This window comes from Nonomuraea sp. NPDC050691, assembly GCF_040654455.1.
In the GTDB taxonomy this organism is placed as follows: Bacteria; Actinomycetota; Actinomycetes; order Streptosporangiales; family Streptosporangiaceae; genus Nonomuraea.
On sequence record NZ_JBFAIA010000089.1, the window covers coordinates 12,701 to 32,731 of the forward strand.

The 20,031-nt window shown below is 70.6% G+C and carries 20 protein-coding genes; 15 read left to right on the forward strand and 5 right to left on the reverse strand.

Annotated elements, in window-relative coordinates:
* The first annotated feature begins 147 nt into the window (after positions 1–147).
* Positions 148–444, forward strand: coding sequence for a hypothetical protein (locus AB0H81_RS27230; RefSeq protein ID WP_358380234.1), 297 nt, complete (start codon positions 148–150; stop codon positions 442–444).
* Positions 437–781 carry a DUF4180 domain-containing protein gene (locus AB0H81_RS27235; protein WP_358380236.1) on the forward strand — a complete coding sequence of 115 codons (345 nt, stop codon included), beginning with the start codon at positions 437–439 and terminating at the stop codon, positions 779–781. Before AB0H81_RS27230 ends, AB0H81_RS27235 begins: the two co-directional genes overlap by 8 nt.
* A 171-nt stretch (positions 782–952) precedes the next feature.
* Here the strand turns inward: AB0H81_RS27235 and AB0H81_RS27240 are convergent, their stop codons facing one another.
* A complete protein-coding gene (locus AB0H81_RS27240) occupies positions 953–1,423 on the reverse strand; it encodes an Rrf2 family transcriptional regulator (protein ID WP_358380238.1) in 471 nt (156 codons plus the stop codon).
* Positions 1,424–1,492: 69 nt separating this feature from the next.
* On the opposite strand from AB0H81_RS27240, the gene AB0H81_RS27245 reads away from it, so the two are divergent.
* Positions 1,493–2,245 (forward strand): NAD(P)H-binding protein, encoded by a 753-nt coding sequence (locus AB0H81_RS27245; protein WP_358380240.1) that lies wholly within the window; start codon positions 1,493–1,495, stop codon positions 2,243–2,245.
* Between the two features lie 59 nt (positions 2,246–2,304).
* Here AB0H81_RS27245 and AB0H81_RS27250 read toward each other — a convergent pair whose 3' ends face one another.
* Entirely contained in the window at positions 2,305–2,481 is a 177-nt protein-coding gene (locus AB0H81_RS27250; protein WP_358380242.1) for a hypothetical protein, read from the reverse strand.
* A gap of 62 nt (positions 2,482–2,543) precedes the next feature.
* Between AB0H81_RS27250 and AB0H81_RS27255 the strand changes: the two genes are divergently transcribed.
* Positions 2,544–2,900 carry a MarR family winged helix-turn-helix transcriptional regulator gene (locus AB0H81_RS27255; protein WP_358380244.1) on the forward strand — a complete coding sequence of 119 codons (357 nt, stop codon included), beginning with the start codon at positions 2,544–2,546 and terminating at the stop codon, positions 2,898–2,900.
* Positions 2,901–3,033: 133 nt separating this feature from the next.
* On the opposite strand, the gene AB0H81_RS27260 is transcribed toward AB0H81_RS27255, so the two are convergent.
* The gene (locus AB0H81_RS27260) at positions 3,034–4,368 is read right to left on the reverse strand and encodes a cytochrome P450 (RefSeq protein WP_358380246.1); all 1,335 of its coding nucleotides are present in this window, start codon (positions 4,366–4,368) and stop codon (positions 3,034–3,036) included.
* Between the two features lie 321 nt (positions 4,369–4,689).
* Here AB0H81_RS27260 and AB0H81_RS27265 point away from each other — a divergent pair, with 321 nt between their 5' ends.
* The 8 genes from AB0H81_RS27265 (at position 4,690) to AB0H81_RS27300 (ending at position 13,551) form a co-directional block, all read left to right on the forward strand.
* Complete coding sequence (locus tag AB0H81_RS27265) at positions 4,690–5,604, forward strand: LLM class F420-dependent oxidoreductase (RefSeq protein WP_358380248.1); 915 nt, start codon at positions 4,690–4,692, stop codon at positions 5,602–5,604.
* A 78-nt stretch (positions 5,605–5,682) separates the two neighbouring features.
* The gene (locus AB0H81_RS27270; RefSeq protein WP_358380250.1) at positions 5,683–6,051 is read left to right on the forward strand and encodes a nuclear transport factor 2 family protein; all 369 of its coding nucleotides are present in this window, start codon (positions 5,683–5,685) and stop codon (positions 6,049–6,051) included.
* A 142-nt stretch (positions 6,052–6,193) separates the two neighbouring features.
* Complete coding sequence (locus AB0H81_RS27275) at positions 6,194–6,790, forward strand: helix-turn-helix domain-containing protein (protein WP_358380252.1); 597 nt, start codon at positions 6,194–6,196, stop codon at positions 6,788–6,790.
* Positions 6,790–8,526 carry an ABC transporter ATP-binding protein gene (locus AB0H81_RS27280; protein ID WP_358380254.1) on the forward strand — a complete coding sequence of 579 codons (1,737 nt, stop codon included), beginning with the start codon at positions 6,790–6,792 and terminating at the stop codon, positions 8,524–8,526. The genes AB0H81_RS27275 and AB0H81_RS27280 overlap by 1 nt, the downstream gene beginning before the upstream one ends.
* Before the next feature lie 40 nt (positions 8,527–8,566).
* Positions 8,567–10,519 (forward strand): ABC transporter ATP-binding protein, encoded by a 1,953-nt coding sequence (locus AB0H81_RS27285; RefSeq protein ID WP_358380256.1) that lies wholly within the window; start codon positions 8,567–8,569, stop codon positions 10,517–10,519.
* Positions 10,520–10,685: 166 nt separating this feature from the next.
* Positions 10,686–10,937: a hypothetical protein gene (locus AB0H81_RS27290; RefSeq protein ID WP_358380258.1), complete on the forward strand. Its 252-nt coding sequence runs from the start codon at positions 10,686–10,688 to the stop codon at positions 10,935–10,937.
* Complete coding sequence (locus AB0H81_RS27295; protein ID WP_358380260.1) at positions 10,934–12,994, forward strand: DUF6571 family protein; 2,061 nt, start codon at positions 10,934–10,936, stop codon at positions 12,992–12,994. The genes AB0H81_RS27290 and AB0H81_RS27295 overlap by 4 nt, the downstream gene beginning before the upstream one ends.
* Before the next feature lie 104 nt (positions 12,995–13,098).
* Entirely contained in the window at positions 13,099–13,551 is a 453-nt protein-coding gene (locus AB0H81_RS27300) for a hypothetical protein (RefSeq protein WP_358380262.1), read from the forward strand.
* A 3-nt stretch (positions 13,552–13,554) separates the two neighbouring features.
* Here the strand turns inward: AB0H81_RS27300 and AB0H81_RS27305 are convergent, their stop codons facing one another.
* Positions 13,555–14,508, reverse strand: coding sequence for a DMT family transporter (locus tag AB0H81_RS27305; RefSeq protein WP_358380264.1), 954 nt, complete (start codon positions 14,506–14,508; stop codon positions 13,555–13,557).
* 153 nt (positions 14,509–14,661) lie between these two features.
* On the opposite strand from AB0H81_RS27305, the gene AB0H81_RS27310 reads away from it, so the two are divergent.
* Positions 14,662–15,510 carry an AraC family transcriptional regulator gene (locus AB0H81_RS27310; RefSeq protein WP_358380266.1) on the forward strand — a complete coding sequence of 283 codons (849 nt, stop codon included), beginning with the start codon at positions 14,662–14,664 and terminating at the stop codon, positions 15,508–15,510.
* Between the two features lie 39 nt (positions 15,511–15,549).
* Here AB0H81_RS27310 and AB0H81_RS27315 read toward each other — a convergent pair whose 3' ends face one another.
* Positions 15,550–16,302, reverse strand: a complete 753-nt coding sequence (locus AB0H81_RS27315; RefSeq protein WP_358380268.1) for a glycosyltransferase — start codon at positions 16,300–16,302, stop codon at positions 15,550–15,552.
* A 214-nt stretch (positions 16,303–16,516) separates the two neighbouring features.
* On the opposite strand from AB0H81_RS27315, the gene AB0H81_RS27320 reads away from it, so the two are divergent.
* The gene (locus AB0H81_RS27320; protein WP_358380270.1) at positions 16,517–17,983 is read left to right on the forward strand and encodes a hypothetical protein; all 1,467 of its coding nucleotides are present in this window, start codon (positions 16,517–16,519) and stop codon (positions 17,981–17,983) included.
* Positions 17,984–18,365: 382 nt separating this feature from the next.
* Complete coding sequence (locus tag AB0H81_RS27325; RefSeq protein ID WP_358380272.1) at positions 18,366–20,003, forward strand: WD40 repeat domain-containing protein; 1,638 nt, start codon at positions 18,366–18,368, stop codon at positions 20,001–20,003.
* The last annotated feature ends 28 nt before the right edge of the window (positions 20,004–20,031 follow it).

A 20,031-nucleotide genomic window follows, 5' to 3' on the forward strand; every position in this document is an offset into this window, starting at 1 on the left:
TACAGGGGACAACACTGCACGGAGCCGTCTAAAACCGTCGTAAACGCCACCTGTGCCCTTTCACAGTCATTCATGCTTCCTCTGCCCTTAAAGTACGTATCACTCCCTATATACGCCATGATAGGGAGATCTAAGGAGTGATAAGCCGTGAGACACCCCATCTACCCATCGCCGCAGGCGGCGATGGCCGTCGAGAGGCGCTACGGCGAGCTGCTAGCCCGCTGGGCGGCACCCTGCGAGCCCGGCCTGAGTGCGCCGTCCCGGCCGCCGCCCGGCTCCGGCTACGCCGCCTGGCTCGACGACGTGCTGCTCGACTCCCACGACATCCGAGACCGGCTGGCGCGGACCGTTCCACACGCCGACGTGCGTTTCCTGCCCGAGGCCGGGCACGTGCCCCGCCACACCGACGAGATCATGGACTTCCTGGAGGCCGCCCATGCGTGACGACGTGTACCTTTGCGACTCCGGCGGGACACCCCTGCGTGAGACCGCCGATCTGATGGACTTCCTCGGGGATGCCGTCTGGGGCGGCGCCCGCTGGGTCGCGCTCCCCGTCGCCCGCCTGCACGACGACTTCTTCACCCTGCGTACCGGCGTGGCGGGCGAGATCGCGCAGAAGTTCGCGAACTACCGGATCGGCCTCGCGATCGTGGGCGATGTCTCCCGGCACGTCGCCGCCAGCACCGCGTTCCGCGACTGGGTACGCGAGTCCGACCGGGGGCGGCACGTCTGGTTCGTCCGCGACCTGGAGGAACTGGAGGCGCGCCTGGCCGACGGGTGAGACCCCGTCGCGTCCTTCCCGCCCCCTGCCGGCGAGCCGTCACCTGAGCGGCGAGCCGCACCATGCGCGAGGGCCGAGTGCGCGTGCCGCGAGTACACGTGCCGCGAGTACGCGTGCCGCGCCATGCGCGCGCGCCGAACCATGCACGCGCCGCACCATGAGTGGGGCCCGCTACATCCCGGCCAGGCGCGAGCGGGTGCGGGCCGGCGCCGACGGGGGGATCGCGGCGAGGACGTCGGCCAGCGACACCCCGGCGAGGCTGGCCCGCCAAGCGGCGTGCGCGTCGGCCATCTTCGCGGCGAGCACGCAGGTGCTCCGGCAGTCCTCGGGCGGCAGCGCCCCCCGGCCCCGCTGCCGGATCTCCCGGCACTCGTACGGCGACGACGTGCCGTCCACGGCTTCGACGATGTGCAGGAGCGTGATCTCGGAGGCGGCCCGCGCCAGCCGGAAGCCGCCGCGCGGGCCCGTCGTCGCGGTCAGCACCCCGGCCTTGACCAGGGCCTGCAACTGCTTGGCGAGGTAGGGCGCCGGAAGGTCGTAGTACAGCGCGAGCTGCGCCGTCGACGCGGTGGCTCCGGGGTCGAGTTGCGCCAGCGTCGTGGCGCAGTGCAGCACCCACTCCGTGCTCACAGGCAGTTTCACGACCCCCAGCATATCCAAGACATTATGGACCTATATAGTCCGTAATACCGTGACAGAGGAGAGATCATCATGCGGATCGCAGTCGCCGGAGCGACCGGCAACATCGGGGCCCTCACCGTCGCCGTCCTCGAACGAGAGGGCCACGAGGTCGTGCGCGTCAGCCGCTCCCTGGGCGTGGACCTGCTGACCGGCGACGGGCTCGACGACGCCCTCGCCGGCGTCGACGCGGTGATCGACGCCACCAACGGCCCGGCGTCCGACGAGGCCGAGGCCGTGGCGTACTTCGGCACCGCCACGCGCAACCTGCTCGCCGCCGAGGAACGGGCCGGCGTCCGCCACCACGTGCTGCTCTCCATCGTCGGCATCCACAAGGTCAACGGCAACGCCCACTACGCCGGCAAGCGGGAGCAGGAGCGCCTGGTGGCCGAGGGGCGGGTGCCGTGGACGATCGTCCCGGTCACCCAGTTCCACGACTTCGCGGCGATGGTGGCGAGCTGGACCGAGCAGGACGGGGTCGCCGCCATCGCGCCGCTGCTCGTGCAGCCGATCGCGCCCGCCGACGTGGCCGGCGTTCTCGCCGGGATCGCGACGGGCGAGCCCCGGGGCCGGTACGCCGACGTGGCCGGGCCGGAGCCGCAGGACCTCGTCGATATGGCCCGGCGCACCCACCGGGCGCTCGGCCGCGAGGTGAAGCTGGTGCCGACCTGGTCGGGGCTGTTCGGGGAGGCGATGGCGGGCAACGTGCTGCTGCCCGGCGAGGGCGCCCACATCGCGCCCACCACGTTCGACGAGTGGCTCGCGGCCCAGCACCAGGACCGCTGACCTCGAGGGGCGCCGAGGGCCGGCGGCGGAGCGCCGGGGGCCTGATCGGGTGCGGCGGGTCACACCGGCTCGTGCAGCGAGGCGATGGCCTGCCGGCCGACGGGCGTGGTGAAGTCGCGCACCATGTCGGAGACGAGGCCGGCCACGGAGGTCACCACGCCGCCCGCGGTCTCGATCTGCCGCAGGGCGGCCTGCTCGGTGCGGGGCGTCATGCCGCCGCACGCGTCCACCTGCACGGACAGGCCGTGCGCGAGCGCGTCGAGGGGCGTCCTGGAGATCGGCGAAGACGATCTGCACGGTGGCGGCCCACGACCTCAAGCCCAAGCACGTGGGGCTCCTGGCGGTGCTGGACTCAGGAGCGGCGGCCTCCCAGCTCGACGTCGCCAGGCTCATGGACGTGGCGCCCAGCCTGGTGGTGTCGCTGGCCGATCGACTGGAGGAGCTCGGGGCGGTACGGCGCGAGCGTGACCCGTCCGACCGGCGCAGGCAGATCCTCACGCTGACGGCCGAGGGGCGTGACCTGCCGGCCGCCTGCACTGAGTCGGCGGCCGAACTCGACGCGGAGCTGCTGGAGGAGCTCGGTCCGGATGAGGCGGAGACGCTGAGCGCCGTCCTGCGCACGCTGGCCACCCGCACGGGCCTCCCCGCCGACTGACCTCCTGCCACCCGAGTCCCGCGCCTGCCACTGGCACCCCGGCGCCTGTCGCCCGCGTCTCGCGCCTTCACCTCCAAGCGCGTTGTCCGCCCGGGGCCCGCGCCCTCACTCGAGGGGCGACCGCCTCCTGGGATCACCGGCCGGCCTGAGGGCGCGGCCGTCCGTCAGGCCCGGTCGTTCGTCCCGGCTCGATGGGGTGGAAGGCGGCGCGCAGGCCTGCCGGCGCGAGGCGCCCGCAGAACGCGGGTTCCGCGGCCGCCGCGTCCGGCGCGCGCACGTGGAAGCGCTGGGCGATGCGGGACGTCGCGAGGGTGAGCTGGCGCATCGCCGCCGCCGCGCCCAGGCAGAAGCGGGGGCCGGAGCCGAACGGCAGGTACGTGCCGGGCGCAGGCCGCGCGGCGTGCCAGCGGGACGGGTCGAAGGCGTCAGGATCGGGCCACCAGCGCGGGTCGCGGTGGATCAGGTACGGGACGGACAGCACCTCGTCTCCCGGACGCAACCGCCACCCGCCGAGATCGACGGCCGCGCACGCGACCCGCGTCATCGTCCACGCGGGCGGACACAGCCGCAGGACCTCCCGGACCACAGCCTCGGCCAGCGGCAGACGCGCCCGCGGGCACCCCACCGCGGCCGGTCCGCCCGGTGGGCCGGCCTCGTCCGCGAGGTCGGCGGCCAGGCCGGGCCGCAACGCGAGCTCGCGGACGATGGAGGTCAGCGCCGCCGCCGGCACCCCGTGCCCGCCGATCAGCACGCTCCACAGGGTGGAGATCACCGACGCCTCGCTCATCGCCGGACGCGCGGCGAGCAGGACGTCGAGCAGGTCCCCGGACGACGGCCGGGTGTGCGCGGCGCGTCTCGCGCGGACCAGCCCGGTCAGCGTCTCGGACGTGCGCCGGTGGACGCGGAAGAACCGGCGGTTGCGGGGCAGCGGCACCCACGTGGGAAGCTGGTAGCCCGCCTCCTCGAACGGCAGCAGAGCCGCGTGGACGTCCGCCAGCGACTCGGGGACGTCCGCCGCGTCCTCGCCGAGGCACAGCTCGGCCACGGCACGCGCGGCGAGGTCGAGCATCACCGGCAGCACCTCGACCTCGCGGCCCGCCGTCCGGTCGAGCACGGCGTCCAGGATCGCGACGAACCGCCCGTCCATGCCCATGCCCACGGAATCGGCGAGGGCGGGGCGCACCACGCGGCGCGCCCGCATCCACGCACGGATCGTCTCGCCCGCCTCGCCCGGTGCCGACGACCCGGCGAACGGCGCCGGCTCCGTGACGTAGTCCCGGTTGGTGGCGGTCAGGACCCGGTGGGCGAGCCGCGGGTCGATGGTGAAGACGATCCGCTCGTCGTAGGAGAAGACGTCGCCGTAGTCACGGTGATGACGCCGCAGGAAGGCGACGCGGTCCCTGTCGTACTCGACGACGTTGCCCATCAGCCAGTGACCGCGAGGCCCCGGCGGGCGTGCCGTGTCCAACCGGCGGGAGCCGGTTACTTGCCCTGGTGGTACGGCCAGTACGGGTACTTACCGCTGACCCGGACCTTGCCGACAAGACGGGCGGCCACGTGACGCAACATTCGCACGATTCCCTCACCATCCTCGCTGGTCTTGCTGGTCGAAAAGACAACGTGACTATCTATCACGTTTTCCTCCCGGTCAATCCCCGAGATCTCGGACTCGGGGGAGAACGCGGCAAGTCATGAATCGGGCGTTGACCTGCGGGGAGGACGCGCTGCCTATCGTGAGACCTGTGCGGGCCGGAGGCGGCCCGCGGTGACCGGCGGACGGTGGGGTGTGATGACGGGTACGGTCGATGTCACGGCGCTGAAGCGGCGCCTGGGGCGCGTAGGGGTCTGGAACAGCACGCTGAGCGGGCAGCCCGCCTCGGTGGGGCGTGAGGTGGCCGCCCACATCGAGAGCCTGGGTTACGGGACGCTCTGGATCGGGGAGACCCCGACCGGCAAGGAGGCGCTGACCCACGCGGCGATCCTGCTCGGCGCGACGCATCGCTTGATGATCGCCACCGGCATCGCCAACATCTGGGCCCGCGACGCCGTCGCCGCCGCGAACGGCGCGAACGCCCTCTCGGAGGCGTCCGACGGCAGGTTCGTGCTCGGTCTGGGAGTCAGCCACGCCCCCGCGGTGTCGGTGAGAGGCCACGACTACCACAGGCCGCTCGCGGCGATGAGCACCTACCTCGACGCCATGGACGCGGCGGAGTACGGCGGTCCGCTGCCGGAACCGGCGCCGCGGCTGCTGGCCGCGCTCCGGCCCAGGATGCTGGAGCTGGCCGCCCGGCGCGCCCAAGGCGCGCATCCCTACTTCGTCACCCCCGACCACACCGCCCGCGCCCGTGAGGCCCTCGGCCCGGACCCGGTGCTGGCACCCGAGCAGACCGTGCTGCTCGACACGGACCCGGAGCGGGCACGGCAGACCGCCCGCCGCTTCATGTCGCTCTACCTGGGCCTGCCGAACTACGTCAACAACCTGCGTGACCTGGGCTGGTCCGAGGAGGACGTGGCCGGCGGCGGCAGCGACGCGCTGGTCGACGCCATCGTGGCGTGGGGAGAGCCGGAGACCGTCATCGAGCGCGTACGGGCCCACCTCGACGCCGGGGCGGACCACGTCTGTGTCCAGCCGCTCGCCGGCACCCCGCGTGAGCTGCTGGAACACCTGCGGATCCTGGCCTCCGCCGACCTTGTCGCGAGCTGACCCGCGCGAGGACGCCCCGGGCTCCGCGTGCGACACTTCGGACCACGAACCGGCACACCCACCTTTAGGGTCCGTGGCATGACAGATCCGCAGATGGACCCCGTGCAGGCCGCCATGGCCGGAGAGCTCCGGCTTCTCGACCGGGAGGTGAGGTCGTCGGCACGGCTCATCGACGAACTCCTGGACCCCGAGTTCACGGAGATCGGCGCGTCCGGCCGCTTCTGGAGCCGGTCCGAGATCATCGCGGATCTCGTGGAGAACGCGCGCCCCTCGGATGAGCCGATCACGGTGAGCGAGATGACCGGTGTGCTTCTCGCCCCCGGCCTGGTCCATCTGACCTATGTCTCCGACAACGGCGGGCGTCGTGCGCGCCGGAGTTCGGTGTGGCGCCGGTCCGGCGACGGCTGGCGGGTGTACTTCCACCAGGGAACCCTCAGCTCGCTCTGAGCGGCCGCCGGCACCACTCATCAGACCCCGGATCCCGAGAAAACTGGCCCGCCCCGCCGCGACCCATGAATTTAATCAGTTGAACGAGTGAGTACTCGCTCATTAGGGTCGCCCTGTGACAAGGAAGCGAAGGGTGCCGGCCATGGCGCCCGAAGACCGCCGGGCCGCCCTCATCGCCGCCACGCTTCCCCTGCTGCGCGAGTACGGCACCGCGGTGTCCACTCGCCAGATCGCCGAGGCCGCCGGCGTGGCCGAGGGCACGATCTTCGGCGTCTTCCCCGACAAGGCCTCGCTGCTGCGGGCGGCGCTGATGAGCGCGTTCGACGCGCGGCCGGCGGTGGACGCGCTCGCGGCCATCGGCGCGCGGGCCGATCTGCGCGAGCGGCTGCGCGAGGCCGTCACGCTGCTGCGGGCGGGCATGAACGCCAACGCCAAGCTCCTCGCCGCGCCCGGAGACCCGCTGGTCGACGACGCCGAGTTCCGCGATCGGATGCTGGAGAACCGGCGCCGGATCGGGTCGGCGGTCGCCGCCCTGATCGAGCCCGACCGTGAGCGGCTGCGCCGCTCTCCCGAGGGCGCGGCGCACCTGCTCCTGATGCTGGTCGCGGTGAGCGTGCACCGCGGCTTCGGCATGGGCGGCGACTTCGGCGACATGGACGACGCGGAGATCGTCTCCGTCCTGCTCGACGGGCTGCTCGTGCGGTCCGACCTCACTCCTCCCACAGAAAGCCCTGCGTAATGCTGTTCCGTCTCCTGCGGGTCCAGCTCAGGCCGTACGGGAAAGAGATCACGCTCGTCGTCCTCTTCCAGTTCGTGCAGACGCTGGCCACGCTCTATCTCCCCACCCTCAACGCCGACATCATCGACGACGGCGTCGTCAAGGGCGACACCGGTTACATCATGCGCGTCGGGCTGGTGATGCTCGGCGTGACGCTCGTCCAGATCGTCTGCTCGATCGTGGCCGTGTACTACGGCGCGCGGACCTCGATGGCCTTGGGAAGGGACCTGCGGGGCGCGATCTTCCACCGGGTGCAGGACTTCTCCGCCCAGGAGGTCGGCAAGTTCGGCGCGCCGTCCCTGATCACCCGGACCACCAACGACGTCCAGCAGGTCCAGCTGCTCGTGCTCATGACGCTCACGATGATGGTGGCCGCGCCGATCATGTGCGTCGGCGGCATCGTGCTGGCGCTGCGCCAGGACACCGCGCTGTCGTCGCTGCTGCTCGTCGTGCTGCCCGTGATGATCGTCCTCGTGGGCGTGATCGTGATGCGGATGCGCCCGCTCTTCCGCACGATGCAGGAGCGCATCGACCGGATCAACCAGGTGCTGCGCGAGCAGATCACCGGCATCCGCGTCATCAGGGCCTTCGTCCGCGACCGGCACGAGCGCGAGCGCTTCGGCGTCGCCAACGACCAGCTGACCGACGTGTCACTGAGGGTCGGCCGGCTGATGGCGCTGATGTTCCCGGCGGTCATGCTGGTGGTGAACGTCTCCAGCGTCGCCGTGGTCTGGTTCGGCGGCCACCGCATCGCCGACGGGACCATGGAGGTGGGCGCGCTGACCGCGGTCATCTCCTACCTCATGCAGATCCTCATGTCGGTCATGATGGCGACCTTCATGTTCATGATGATCCCCCGGGCCGAGGTGTGCGCCGAGCGCATCGAGGAGGTGCTCGACACCGAGCCGACCGTCGCCCCGCCGGCCGCCCCGGTCACCCCGCGGAGCCGGATCGGGGAGCTGGAGCTGCGGTCCGTGGACTTCCGCTACCCGGGCGCCGAGGCGCCGGTCCTGTGCGACGTGAGCTTCACGGCGCGGCCGGGCCGTACCACCGCGATCATCGGCAGCACGGGCAGCGGTAAGACGACGCTGCTCAACCTCATCCCGCGCCTGTTCGACGCGACGGCGGGCGAGGTGCGGGTCGACGGGGTCGACGTGCGCGACCTCGACCCGGCCGCGCTCTCCCGCGCGGTCGGCCTGGTCCCGCAGGCGCCCTACCTCTTCTCCGGCACGGTCGCCTCCAACCTCCGGTACGGCAGGCCGGACGCGACCGACGAGGAGCTGTGGCGGGCCCTGGAGGTGGCCCAGGCCCGCGAGTTCGTCGAGGCGATGCCCGGCGGCCTGGAGGAGCCGATCTCCCAGGGCGGCACGAACGTCTCCGGCGGCCAGCGCCAGCGCCTGGCCATCGCCAGGACCCTCGTGCACCGGCCCGAGATCTACCTGTTCGACGACTCCTTCTCCGCCCTCGACTACGCCACCGACGCCCGGCTGCGCGCCGCGCTGGCCGAGGAGATCACCGACGCCACGATCGTCATCGTGGCCCAGCGGGTGAACACCATCCGCGACGCCGACCGCATCCTCGTCCTCGACGACGGCCGGGTGGTGGGCAGCGGCGACCACGCCGAGCTCATGACCACCTGCCCGACGTACCGGGAGATCGTGCTGTCCCAGCTCACCGAACAGGAGGCCGCGGCATGACCGGGTTCACCGAGGTCGTCAGAACGCCGCGGGAGGGCTCATGACGAACCAGGCGCCCGCGCGCCGCCCGCAGCCCGGTTTCGGGCCGGGCAGGATGATGTCCGGACCGGCCGAGAAGGCCCTCGACTTCCGCGGCACACTCGGCCGCCTGCTGGGGCTGCTGCGCCCCGAACGCGCGCTGCTGGCCGTCGTCCTGGCCCTCGGGACCGTCAGCGTCGCGCTGACCGTGACCGGCCCCAAGATCCTCGGCCACGCCACGGACCTGATCTTCTCCGGCATCATCGGGGCCCGCCTGCCCGAAGGGATCACCAAGGACCAGGCCGTGGCGGGGCTGCGCGCCCAGGGCCAGGGCACGTTCGCCGACATGGTCTCGTCGATGAACGTGGTGCCCGGCCGCGGCATCGACTTCACCGCGCTGGCCCAGGTGCTGGGCTGGGTGCTGGCGATCTACCTGCTGGCGGCGGTGCTCGGGATCGCGCAGTTCCGGCTGACGACGACCGTCGTGCAGCGGGCGGCGTCCCGGCTGCGCCGGCTGATCGAGGAGAAGCTGGCGCGGCTGCCGCTGAGCTACTTCGACGGGCAACCGCGCGGCGAGATCCTCAGCCGCGCCACCAACGACACCGACAACATCGCGCAGACCCTGCAGCAGACGATGAGCCAGCTCATCTCGTCGGTGCTGACGGTCGTGGGGGTGCTCGTGATGATGTTCTGGATCTCGCCGATCCTGGCGCTCATCGCGCTGGTCACGGTGCCGGTGTCGGTCTACGTCACCACGGTCATCGGCAAGCGGTCCCAGCCGCAGTTCATCCAGCAGTGGTCGTCGACGGGCAAGCTCAACGGCCACATCGAGGAGATGTACGGCGGGCACACGCTGGTCAAGGTGTTCGGCCGGCAGAAGGAGGCCGCCGAGACCTTCGACGAGCACAACGAGGCCCTGTTCGCCTCCAGCTTCCGCGCCCAGTTCATCTCCGGGATCATCCAGCCGGCGATGATGTTCATCGGCAACCTCAACTACGTGCTGGTCGCCGTGGTCGGCGGGTTCAAGGTGGCGTCGGGCTCGATCTCGCTGGGCGACGTGCAGGCCTTCATCCAGTACTCGCGGCAGTTCAGCCAGCCGCTGACCCAGGTGGCCGGCATGGCGAACCTGGTGCAGTCGGGCGTCGCCTCGGCCGAGCGGGTCTTCGAGCTGCTGGAGGCGCCGGAACAGTCCGCGGAGCCCGCCGAGCCCGCGCGGCCCGCGCAGGTCAGGGGGCGCGTGGCGTTCGAGAACGTGTCCTTCCGCTACGCGCCGGACCGGCCGCTGATCGAGGACCTGTCGCTGACCGTGGAACCCGGCCAGACCGTCGCCATCGTCGGCCCCACCGGGGCGGGCAAGACGACGCTGGTCAACCTCATCATGCGCTTCTACGAGGTGACCGGCGGCCGGATCACGCTCGACGGCGTCGACGTCGCCGAAATGTCCCGGGAGGAGCTGCGCGACCAGATCGGCATGGTGCTGCAGGACACGTGGCTGTTCGGCGGCACGATCGCGGAGAACATCGGCTACGGGGCGGAAGGCGCCACGCGCGAGCGGATCGAGGCCGCCGCCCAGGCCGCCCACGTCGACCGCGTCGCGCACACGCTGCCCGACGGCTACGACACGGTCATCGACGAGGAGGGCGCGACGGTCAGCGCGGGCGAGAAGCAGCTGATCACGATCGCCCGGGCGTTCCTGTCCGAGCCGGCGATCCTGATCCTGGACGAGGCCACCAGCTCGGTCGACACCCGTACCGAGGTGCTCATCCAGCGGGCGATGAGCTCGCTGCGCGAGGGCCGCACCAGCTTCGTGATCGCCCACCGGCTGTCCACGATCCGCGACGCCAGCCTGATCCTGGTCATGGAGAACGGACGGATCGTCGAGCAGGGCACGCACGAGTCGCTGCTGGCCGCCGACGGCGCCTACGCCCGGCTGTACTCGGCCCAGTTCGCCGAGGCCGTCGCGGAGGTGGACTAGCGGGCCGAGGCCTGACCCGGCGCGGACGGCCGGAGCCCGGGGCGTTCCCCCGGGCTCCTCATCCATAGCAATGTCGCCGCGTACGCGGCATTCCGCTTCAACCCGGCCTTTCCCATGGTTACCATGCCATCGACCCCGGCATCTCCGACGTCCACGAGATCGGGTGATGATGGCGACGCAGGAAGAGATCGACGCCGCCCGGCGTCACATCGAGCGATTACGCGACCAGCACGCGAACGACGTGATCGCGCTGGTCCGACTGGTCGATGACGGGGCGCTCAAAGGGGAGGCCGGAGACACGCTCGCCGCCGATCTGCGCGCGTGGGATCAGGGCTTCAAGGACATGTTCACCCGCGCCCTGTCCCTGCTGGACTCCCTCCGGCCGGCCGAGCAGAGCAAGGGGGCCGCCCCCCGATGAGCCCCATGGTCGGCATCAACCCCGCCCTCATGACACAACTGATCAACGGCATGAAGCGGGCGAGCACCACCATCCCGGACGTCGGCCTCCAGGTGGAACGGGCGCTGACCTCGCTCGACATCCCCCTGTGGGGCCCGACCCCGCTCCGCGCCATCGGCCACCAGATGAGCGACCAGATCCCCGCCCTCCAAGGCCGCCTCGACCTGATCCTCGCCACACCGGACCGGAAATCCGGCAAAGGCGGCACCCTCTGGGCCAACGAGTCCGACTGGCTGTCGAAGTCGCCCGCCGAGGGGGCGGCATCCGCCAAGACCCTGGCCGGCAAGCTCCGGGAACAGATCAAGGACCACACGCTCGACGCCAGGACGGTGGCCGACATCGAGCGGCACAAGAACGACCCGTACTTCGCCCTGGCCCTCGCCAAGGAGATACCGCCGCGCGAGCTCAAGGCCCTGATCGCCAGGACGTACGGGGCCGGCCTCGCGCAGTCGGAGCGGCCGAACCAGCGCGACGTCCGCACCCAGGACAGGCTCGCCACCATGCTCAGCAGGATTCTGGGCGCGGCCTCGCGCGGCGTGGGCTCGATGAAGCTGCCCGCCGACTACGCCGACCGGCTGGTCGAGGACATCGAGAACCCGCAGAACGCCTTCGCGGTGAAGAAACTGCTCCAGGACGGCGACTTCGACCACACGTTCCTGCTCACGGTGGTCCGGAAGCTGTACGACAAGGACGTGGCGCATCCCCCCGACCCGAGCCTCCCGCGAGACCCCTGGACGAAGCCCGGCCCCAAGGACGTCTCGCCGGGCGACCTCAGCCCCATGGGGACGGCCCTGGCCGCGCTCGCCCACCATCCCGCCGTGGCGCAGGACTTCTTCACCGATGCGCAGCGCCGGCCGCTGGCCTACCTGATGCGCAAGCACGCCTGGGACGGCGACGCGGACTCGGACCTCGGGTGGGCGATCCAGGAGGCGAGTACGGAGTTCCGTGACCATGATCTTCCGCCGGGGGGTTCGCGGGGGTACAAGTCCGCGTTGATCGCGTCGTGGGCGGTCCGCTTCTGGAGCGACCCCAAGGTGCAGGCGAACCTGCCTCATACGCGCGCCCATCTCGGTACGGTCTTGGCCCAGTACACCGGGGACGTGCACCGCGCCACGCAGGCGTTCAGCGAGGAACCGCCGGGCGTCCTCACACGCGAGGATCCGGACAGGAACTTGCGCGGCTTGGAACCCTACGGCGCCAGATTTGACGCGAAAGGCCTCCAGAAGACCATGCGCTGGGCATTCGACGATACTGATGTGTTCCAGACCGTGGCCGCCGCGCACGGGTTGTATTCCGCCAAGATGCTTGACGAACTCGCCGACAAAACCGCAGCGGAAGTCGACGCCGACTTCGCGGCATGGCGAAAGTCCCACCCGGAGGCCACACGAGAACAGCTCGACACCCAGCGGCAGGACATACTCGAAGAACGCATGAGCCGCAGCGGGGGCGCCGCATTCGCCTGGGCGGCGGGCGGCCTCAGCCGGACGACCTGGGTGATCACGGATGCCGCCAACATCGCTGCCATCGATAAGGCGAAGGCCGACGATGCGCGCTTCGCTGCTTTCAAGGAGATGGCCGAGAAAGTCGCCGGTCTGGCTCCGGGGCCTCAGGGAAAAGTCGTCGGACTCATGGTCGACAAGGCCAAAGAGGCGATCTTCGGGAAGATCAAGTCCGACCGCGAGAACAAGGCCCGCGAAGGCGCGGACACCGGGCTGAAGGCAGCCCAGGACATGTTCACCGATCTCGCGGCGGCCACGATGATGCGCCACGGCCTCTTCGGGGATCCAGCTGTGCCCGCCAAGACACACCCATACCACCACAAGGACTTTTCCCCTGGCGCGGACGGTCACTTCATGCGGGACGGGCATATCCTGCCGCGCGACGAGATGAATTCTGACCAGTTAGAGGCTTACAAGGAGTGGCTGGGGCTGAGCGACGTTGGTCGCGTCCTCGGGCGGCCGGGTGACGCCATCCGAGACGGCTTCAACGATTCCGGAAACTACTACGGGCGTGGCTGATGAGAATCCGACGGTCAGTGATCTCAGTCCTAGCCGTTGCCGCTTTGGCGGTGGCATGTTCGTCTCCACCTGCACCGCCACAGGACACCCGGCCCCTGGGTGATGTGACCGCCGCGCCGCAGGAGTGCGACCTGATCTCGGCGAACGCCATCAAGATCGCCACTGGCCTCAACGACTACATGGCCTATGGCACGAAGATGGATATGGGACGACGTTTCGCGTCATGCTCGGTGAGCGAAGAGAGGGGTTCCGATAGCAGTCTGGGACTCATGATCGAGGTTTTCGAGCCATCCCCCATCGATCCGGAAGGGTTGGAGAACACCAAACTGTCCACTCGCGGGAGTGATCTGCCCGGCGCATTGGGGCCAGGCTTTGCAGCGCGGCGGAAGAACGCCAAGGACAAGACCATCGCCTTCGTCTATGGCTGGACGCCCGACTACGAACGCCTCCTCAGCATCAACATCATCGAACACGCCCCAGGCCGGGACTCCCTGGCCGACGCGACCGAATTCTTCCGCCAGCTCAAGCCCCTCCTCCTGGACAACAAGCCCAAGTGAGTCTCAGGACGGTTCCTCAGCGGCGGCGGGTCGCCGCCTCGGGAGCCTGCCCTGGGTGACGGCGAGGACGGCTCCGACCAGGAGCACGCCCGCCCCGACCGCCTGCACCGTGCCGAAGGACTCACCCAGGAACACGGCGGAGCACGTGGTCCCGACGACGGGCACCATGAACATCATGACGGACGCCGAGGCGGGCCCCACGGCGTCGATGCCCCGGTAGTACAGCACGTTCGCCACCGCGGTAGGGCCGAGCGCCACGAAGACCACGTTCAGCCAGACGTAGGCGGGCACGTCCTGCCAGGCGACCTCGTCGGCGGCGGGCGCGCTGTGGACGGCCAGCAGCACCGCCCCGCTCAGCGTCGCGTACGTCGTGGCCCTGAGCGGCTCGATGCCGGCGAGGACGCGGCGGCCGGACAGCGTGAACGCCGCCCAGCAGCAGGCGCTGAGCAGGAACAGCAGGTCGCCGGCGAGCCGGCCCTGGCCCGCGTCCGCCGCTCCGCCCGAACCCACGAAGAAGACCACGGCGCCCGCCGCGCCGATGGCCAGCCCCGCCATCCGCGCCGCCGAGGCCTTCTCCCGGCGCGCCACGAGCAGGAAGGCGGTGGTCAGCACGGGGCTCATGACCGGGACGATGGTGCTCCCGTCGATCGCCGGGGCGAGCGACAGCCCCCAGAAGAAGAGCAGGTTGTAGACGAAGACGCCGAGCACGCCCGCCCCGGCCGCACGCGCCCAGTCCCGCGGCGACGTACGCCGGCCACTGCCCTGCCGCAACAGCCGCAGGGCGAACAGGAGGGCCAGCGCACCGCCGCCGAAACGCAACGTCGCGACCACGGAGTGGGGCAGATGGTCGACGATCACCTTGGAGCTGCTGAACCCGCCTCCCCACAGCAGCATCGTCGTGGCCAGCAGGAGGTAGGGCCGAGTCCTGACGGCGTCACTCGTCACCGTGCTCGCCATGGGGTCACCTCTGCAACGCGTTCTTCCGCGCCCGGACCTGAGGAGGCGGGCGCGCCGGCAGGAAGCATCCTCGGTCCGATGCGACCCGCCGGTCTTGTACGCTCGTGCGCCGTATGCGCGCGAGCGTCCGCTCCGGGATGAGGTGATGCGGAGATGACCGGCGGGGATCCCGAGGCCCGGGAGTGGACCAGGTACTGGCGGTCGGCCGAGCTGCCGCTGGAGGCCATGTACGCGAGCTTCCTGCGCCATCGCTATCACCGGCACAGCCACGAGACGTACTCCTTCGGCGTGACCGAGCACGGGGCGCAGACCTTCACCTGCCGCGGGGCCGGGCACACGAGCGCGGCCGGGATGGTGATGGCGTTCAACCCCGACGAGGTGCACGACGGGCACGCGGCGCATGAACTGGGCTTCACGTACCGGATCGTGCACATCGGCCAGGAGTTGATCACCGATGTGCTCGCGGACATGGCCGGGCGCGCCGTCGGGCTGCCGCTGTTCGCCGCCCCGGTCCTCAGCTCGCCCGTCCTCGCGGCGCGGCTGCGCGGGCTGCACACCGTGCTGTCGCGCGGCGCCGGCCCGCTCGAACGCGACGAGTCGCTCGCCTCCGCCGTCGCCGCCCTCACGCGTCTCGCCGCGCGGACACCCGCGCCCCCGCCCGCCGCCCTTCGTCCGACCGCCGTCCCGCGGCTCGCCGCGAAGGCGCGCGAACTCATCCACGACCGCTACGCCGACCCGATCGGCGCTGACGACCTCGCGGCCTGGACCGGCGGCAGCCGGTACGCCGTCTACCGGGCCTTCCGCTCGGCCTACGGCCTGGCGCCGAGCGAGTACCAGCGCCAGGTGCGCCTGCGCGCCGCCCGCCGCCTGCTCGCCCTGGGACACCCCGCTGCCAGGGTGGCCGGCGAGGTCGGGTTCACCGACCAGGCCCACCTCACCCGCTGGTTCAGCCGCTCGTACGGTGTGACGCCCACGCAGTACCGGCTGGCGCGAGCCGGCTGACGGGTCCCGGGCGCTTCGAACGCCGCTGAAGCCGGCCGCTCAGGCGCCGATGACGTGCGGCCAGAACTTGCGCACCGTCTCGGCCCGCTCCTCGATGAGCCTCATGCGCAGTTCCCGCTCCATCGGTGCGTAGTGGGCGGAAGCCGCCGTCTCCTGCCCGGGCCATTTCCGGTAGAGCAGGCCCGCTTCGCCGTGGAAGTAGCCGTAACTGACGACGCTGGCCGGCACCAGCAGGCCCGTGTCGTCCGACCCCGGGACCCCCATCCATCCGCCGAGCGCGACGGCCAACTGCCGGCGGATGCAGATGCTCGTGGGATGAACGGGAAGCCGGTAGCCGTGGGTGCGCCAGTGTTCGAGCACGAACCCCGGCTCCATCCGTCCCGGCGCCGGGTCGCTGTCGAAGGCGACCGTCGTCCCGTCGGGCAGCAGGTCGAGGACCGGGGAGGTCGTCCACTGGACCAGGGGATCGGAGGTGAGGACGTCGATGTCGCGGGCGAGCACGCCGGGGGTGAGGATGTCGTCCTGGTCCAGGTTCTTGACCACATCGCCGTCGGCCCGCGCGAGCGCCATGTTCCGTGTCAGCGCGACGCCACCCCGGCGCCCCGTGGCGAACTTCACGAGGGGATCGCCGGGCAGGATGTCCCGCACCGCGCCGGTGTCGCCGTCCTCCTGGATGACCCACTCGACCTCCCAGCCCTGGGGTAACTGCTGCGAACGGACGGATGCGTAGGCTTCCAGGAGCTGTTCCCGCACCGGCCGGTAGCTGGGCGTGATGATGGAGAGCAGGGGCACCTGATCGGCCGCCTTTCGAGCTTCGCGGTGTGCGTGATCACTGTCCGGTCATTCGGAACAAACGCCGCTCACCGGACAGAACAAGCCCAAGGGAGGCTACTGGAACCCCGCAGTGTGGCCACGATCTTCCCCGCGATGCGGGGTGGGCGCCGCCGGTGCGCCCGGCGGACCTGCCCGTACGCCGTCAGCCCAAGTTCGCCCCTACGATTCGGCCATGCTCAACGAGCTTTCGACGCTTCTGAAGATCGCCGTGGTCACGTGCATTCCCACGATCTCCGGAGGCGCGTCTCTGGCGGTCGCCGTGCTGTCCGCCCCGCGGAGCCGCCATGGGGGCATACGCCGGAGATATGTGGCCGGGGGATGGTTCCTGTCGACCGCCGGCATCTGCGTGATGGCGATCGGTGCGTGGTCGGCGCGTGAAGAGTCGCGCTACGGCATCATCTCCTGGATCGAGATCATGCTGGCGACTCTCTTGGGCGCGGGTCTGCTTCTCCTCGGCTTCGGCCCGTTCGCCTCCTGGCTGCTGGAGATCCTCGGCCGGCAGGCGGAACGACTGCCGCTGCCCGCTCGCCTGGCGGTCCGTGACCTGGCCGGTCGCCGTGCGGCTACGGCTCTCGCGATCACGATGACGATGCTGGCGACGGCTTTCGCTGTCGCGTTGACGATCATCATGGTCGGCGTGACGGGGCAGAGCGGGGCCGACTACCTGCCCCGTGCCCGGCCCGGCACCCTCCTGGTAGGGCAATTCTCGGCGGAGCGCGCCAGTGCCGTACGTGCGGCGATCCAGCAGGAATTACCCGGAGTGTCCATCACTCAGGTGGAGATTCCGGGCCGGCCTACAGGTGAGTTCCGGTACTTCGGCGCGCGCGCCGAGAACGTCGAACTGCCGGACGAGTCCGCCTATCCGGCCGAGGTCATCGGTGACGAGTCGCTGCTGCGGTATCTCACGGGCGACAGGTCGACGCCGTACGACGAGGGCACGGCCGTGGTGGTCACGACCGCCGACGTCAAAGTCGACACGGTCAAGATCTCCTATGATGCGACCGGTGAGGACGACCCCCTGGCGAGCAAGACCATCCCGGCGGTCGTGGCCGGAACCGCCGACCCTCACCTGCAGACGATCTTCATCCCGGCGAAGGCCGTCCGTGACCTCGGCTTCCCGTTGGAGCCGGACGAGCTGATCGTCGATCCCTCCCTCCACCGAACCTCGGCGGACGAGCAGGAGCGGCTCGACAGCCGGCTGGGGAACATCGCGGAAACCTATGTCGAGCGGGGATTCCAGGCTTCGACCGGCTGGCTGTTCGCCGCCGGGGCGGGGTTCCTCGTCGCCCTCGGCAGTGCGCTGGCAGCCGGCGGCGACAAGCGCGCGAATGCGCGGCTGGGGCATGTGCTGAGGCGGGCCGGTGGCGGATCGGTCGCGGCTTTCCGGTGGTTCGGAGCCTCTCGCGCGGGGCTGAGCGCGCTGTGCGGAACGGTGTTGGGCGCGGTCGCCGGATCTCCCATCGGGATGTTGCTGATATGGCCCTTGACGGCTCCGACCACATACGAGTCACCGCCACGGCTGCCCTTCGAAACCCCGTGGCTGACCGTCGTGGCCATGGTCGTCGGGATGCCGGTTCTCGCCGCCGCTCTCGGCGGACTCCTCGCGCGTGTTCCGCGGCGGCCCTCGCACCGAGGGTAGGCGGAGGAGGCCGGCAGGGGCGAAGGTCGGGTCGTCGAGGTGGTGTGCGATCCCGTCCGGCATGACCGTGCCAACTCGCCCTGCTCCGCGGCCGCCGAGTCCCCCGGGCCGCGACCGACTGGCGGTGTTGTGGGTGCCGATCGCGCGGACGTAGCTGGCCTTTGCCTCGGGTGTCATCGTGTCTCCGGCGGGCCACGTAGGCATGGTCACGGTTTGATGTCGCTTGCCGGACCATCCGACCTGCTGTGATCACTATAGGCGACCGGCCTCCGGTCGATGATCACCGGTGACTACTGATGGTTGATCTTGACCTGAGGTGCGCTCCTCTGGCTTGATCAGGGCGTTTTCGTCTCTTCCCCATCTCTCACGAGCGGAGATCCACGTGCCCCTCTTATCCGCGGAACGTCGCAGATCCGCCGCGTTCCGGCCGGTCGCGCTCGGTAGCGTTCTGGCCCTGACGGCCGGCCTCCTCGTCGCCCTGGCGCCCGCGGCCTCGGCCGAGGACTCCATGACCGACCTCGGCGTCGCCGCCAGCGCCGGTGACCTGGTCGTCGGAGGCGGCAAGATCGCCGTCGCCGCCGGCGATCGGATCGTCGTCGCGGACACCACCGGCAAGCTCACGGGCACCGTCACGGGTCTGTCCGATGTGCACAGCCTGGTCATGACGGACGACGGCAACCGCCTCTACGCGGCGCTGACCGGCTCGAACGAGGTGGCCGAGATCGACACCGCCACACTGGAGATCACTCGGCGCATCGACCTCGCCGCCTACCCGTGCCCAACGAGCCTGGCGCTCACCGGGAAGCGGCTGTGGGTCGGCCACGACTGCAGTGCTGACGGCGTCCTCAGCCTTGACCTGTCGGTGGCGACGCCAGAGCCGTCGCCGTTCGAGACCCCTCTCAAGGCAGGTCCGCGCATCGCGGCGGCCGGGAACACGCTGGTGGTGGGCGAAGGGGCGGGCAGCCCGGCCGATCTGTTCGTCTACGACGTGAGCGGCCCTGCTCCCGTCCTGCGCGGCGAGATCGACGGGCACAAGTACGACAACTACTCGCTGAAGGACGTCACCGTCACCCCGGACGGCTCGCACGCGATCTCGGCGTTCGCGCTGCCGTACTCGTTCGACATGTGGGACACCACCACACTGGCGAAGGTACGCGGCTATGAGGGGCCTCAGTTCGACGGATGGCCGTCGGCGGTCGCCATCAGCCCGGATGGCGCCTACATCGCGGGCGCGCGCGACACGGGCGTGGCGATGACGGTGTACGACGCGGCATCGGGGGCGAAGGTCTTCGCCGAGGACACCTCCACAGGCGAGGTGGTCGGCGGGAGTGTCGCGTTCTCGGGCCGGGACGTCTTCAGCCTGGTGAAGTCATCCGCTGACAAGCTCTACCTGTGGCGGCTGCACGACGTGACCCTGCCGGCGTCCACGCTGACGCTGACGGCCGCTCCCGGCGGAACGGCGCACGCGCCGCTCACGATGACGGGGCACCTGGCGTTCGCCGGCGGGACGGCTCCGGGCGCGCAACCACTCACCGTGACCCGCACCTTGCCCGACGGAACCAGTGCGGAACTGCCCGGCGTGACGACAGCGACGGACGGAGCCTTCACCGTCACGGATGAGCCGCCCGTCGGCGGGCAGATCACCTACACCGTGCGCTGGAAGGGCGACGGGGAGCACCGGTGGAGCAGGGCCTCGGTCACCACGGCGGTCAGGTACGGGACCGCGGTGACGCTGACGGGGCCAGAGATCCTCGACAAGACGCTGGTGTTCAGGGGCGTCCTGCGGTTCGAGGGCATCCCTCTGCCGCGCAACTTGCGGGTCATCGTCGAGCGCACCCTCAATGCCGATGCCGGCAGCACCCGCTGGTGGTCGGCTGCGGTCAGGAGCGATGGGTCGTACATGTTCGCCGACACACCGGACGCGGGTGAATACACCTACACCGTGCGGTGGGCCGGCGACGGCCGGACCGGACCGGCGCAGGCCAGCCAGGTCGTCACGGTTCACGAGCCGAACGGGTGACCGGCGCTGCCCGGCCGCGCCGCCGGGC

What these genes read in the sequence shown, in the direction of transcription:
- AB0H81_RS27235 (WP_358380236.1), top strand. Translation starts at nt 437, where the DNA reads ATGCGTGACGACGTGTACCTTTGCGACTCCGGCGGGACACCCCTGCGT.
- AB0H81_RS27245 (WP_358380240.1), top strand. Translation starts at nt 1,493, where the DNA reads ATGCGGATCGCAGTCGCCGGAGCGACCGGCAACATCGGGGCCCTCACC.
- AB0H81_RS27265 (WP_358380248.1), top strand. Translation starts at nt 4,690, where the DNA reads ATGACGGGTACGGTCGATGTCACGGCGCTGAAGCGGCGCCTGGGGCGC.
- AB0H81_RS27270 (WP_358380250.1), top strand. Translation starts at nt 5,683, where the DNA reads ATGACAGATCCGCAGATGGACCCCGTGCAGGCCGCCATGGCCGGAGAG.
- AB0H81_RS27275 (WP_358380252.1), top strand. Translation starts at nt 6,194, where the DNA reads ATGGCGCCCGAAGACCGCCGGGCCGCCCTCATCGCCGCCACGCTTCCC.
- AB0H81_RS27280 (WP_358380254.1), top strand. Translation starts at nt 6,790, where the DNA reads ATGCTGTTCCGTCTCCTGCGGGTCCAGCTCAGGCCGTACGGGAAAGAG.
- AB0H81_RS27285 (WP_358380256.1), top strand. Translation starts at nt 8,567, where the DNA reads ATGACGAACCAGGCGCCCGCGCGCCGCCCGCAGCCCGGTTTCGGGCCG.
- AB0H81_RS27290 (WP_358380258.1), top strand. Translation starts at nt 10,686, where the DNA reads ATGATGGCGACGCAGGAAGAGATCGACGCCGCCCGGCGTCACATCGAG.
- AB0H81_RS27295 (WP_358380260.1), top strand. Translation starts at nt 10,934, where the DNA reads ATGAGCCCCATGGTCGGCATCAACCCCGCCCTCATGACACAACTGATC.
- AB0H81_RS27305 (WP_358380264.1), bottom strand. Translation starts at nt 14,508, where the DNA reads ATGGCGAGCACGGTGACGAGTGACGCCGTCAGGACTCGGCCCTACCTC.
- AB0H81_RS27310 (WP_358380266.1), top strand. Translation starts at nt 14,662, where the DNA reads ATGACCGGCGGGGATCCCGAGGCCCGGGAGTGGACCAGGTACTGGCGG.
- AB0H81_RS27320 (WP_358380270.1), top strand. Translation starts at nt 16,517, where the DNA reads ATGCTCAACGAGCTTTCGACGCTTCTGAAGATCGCCGTGGTCACGTGC.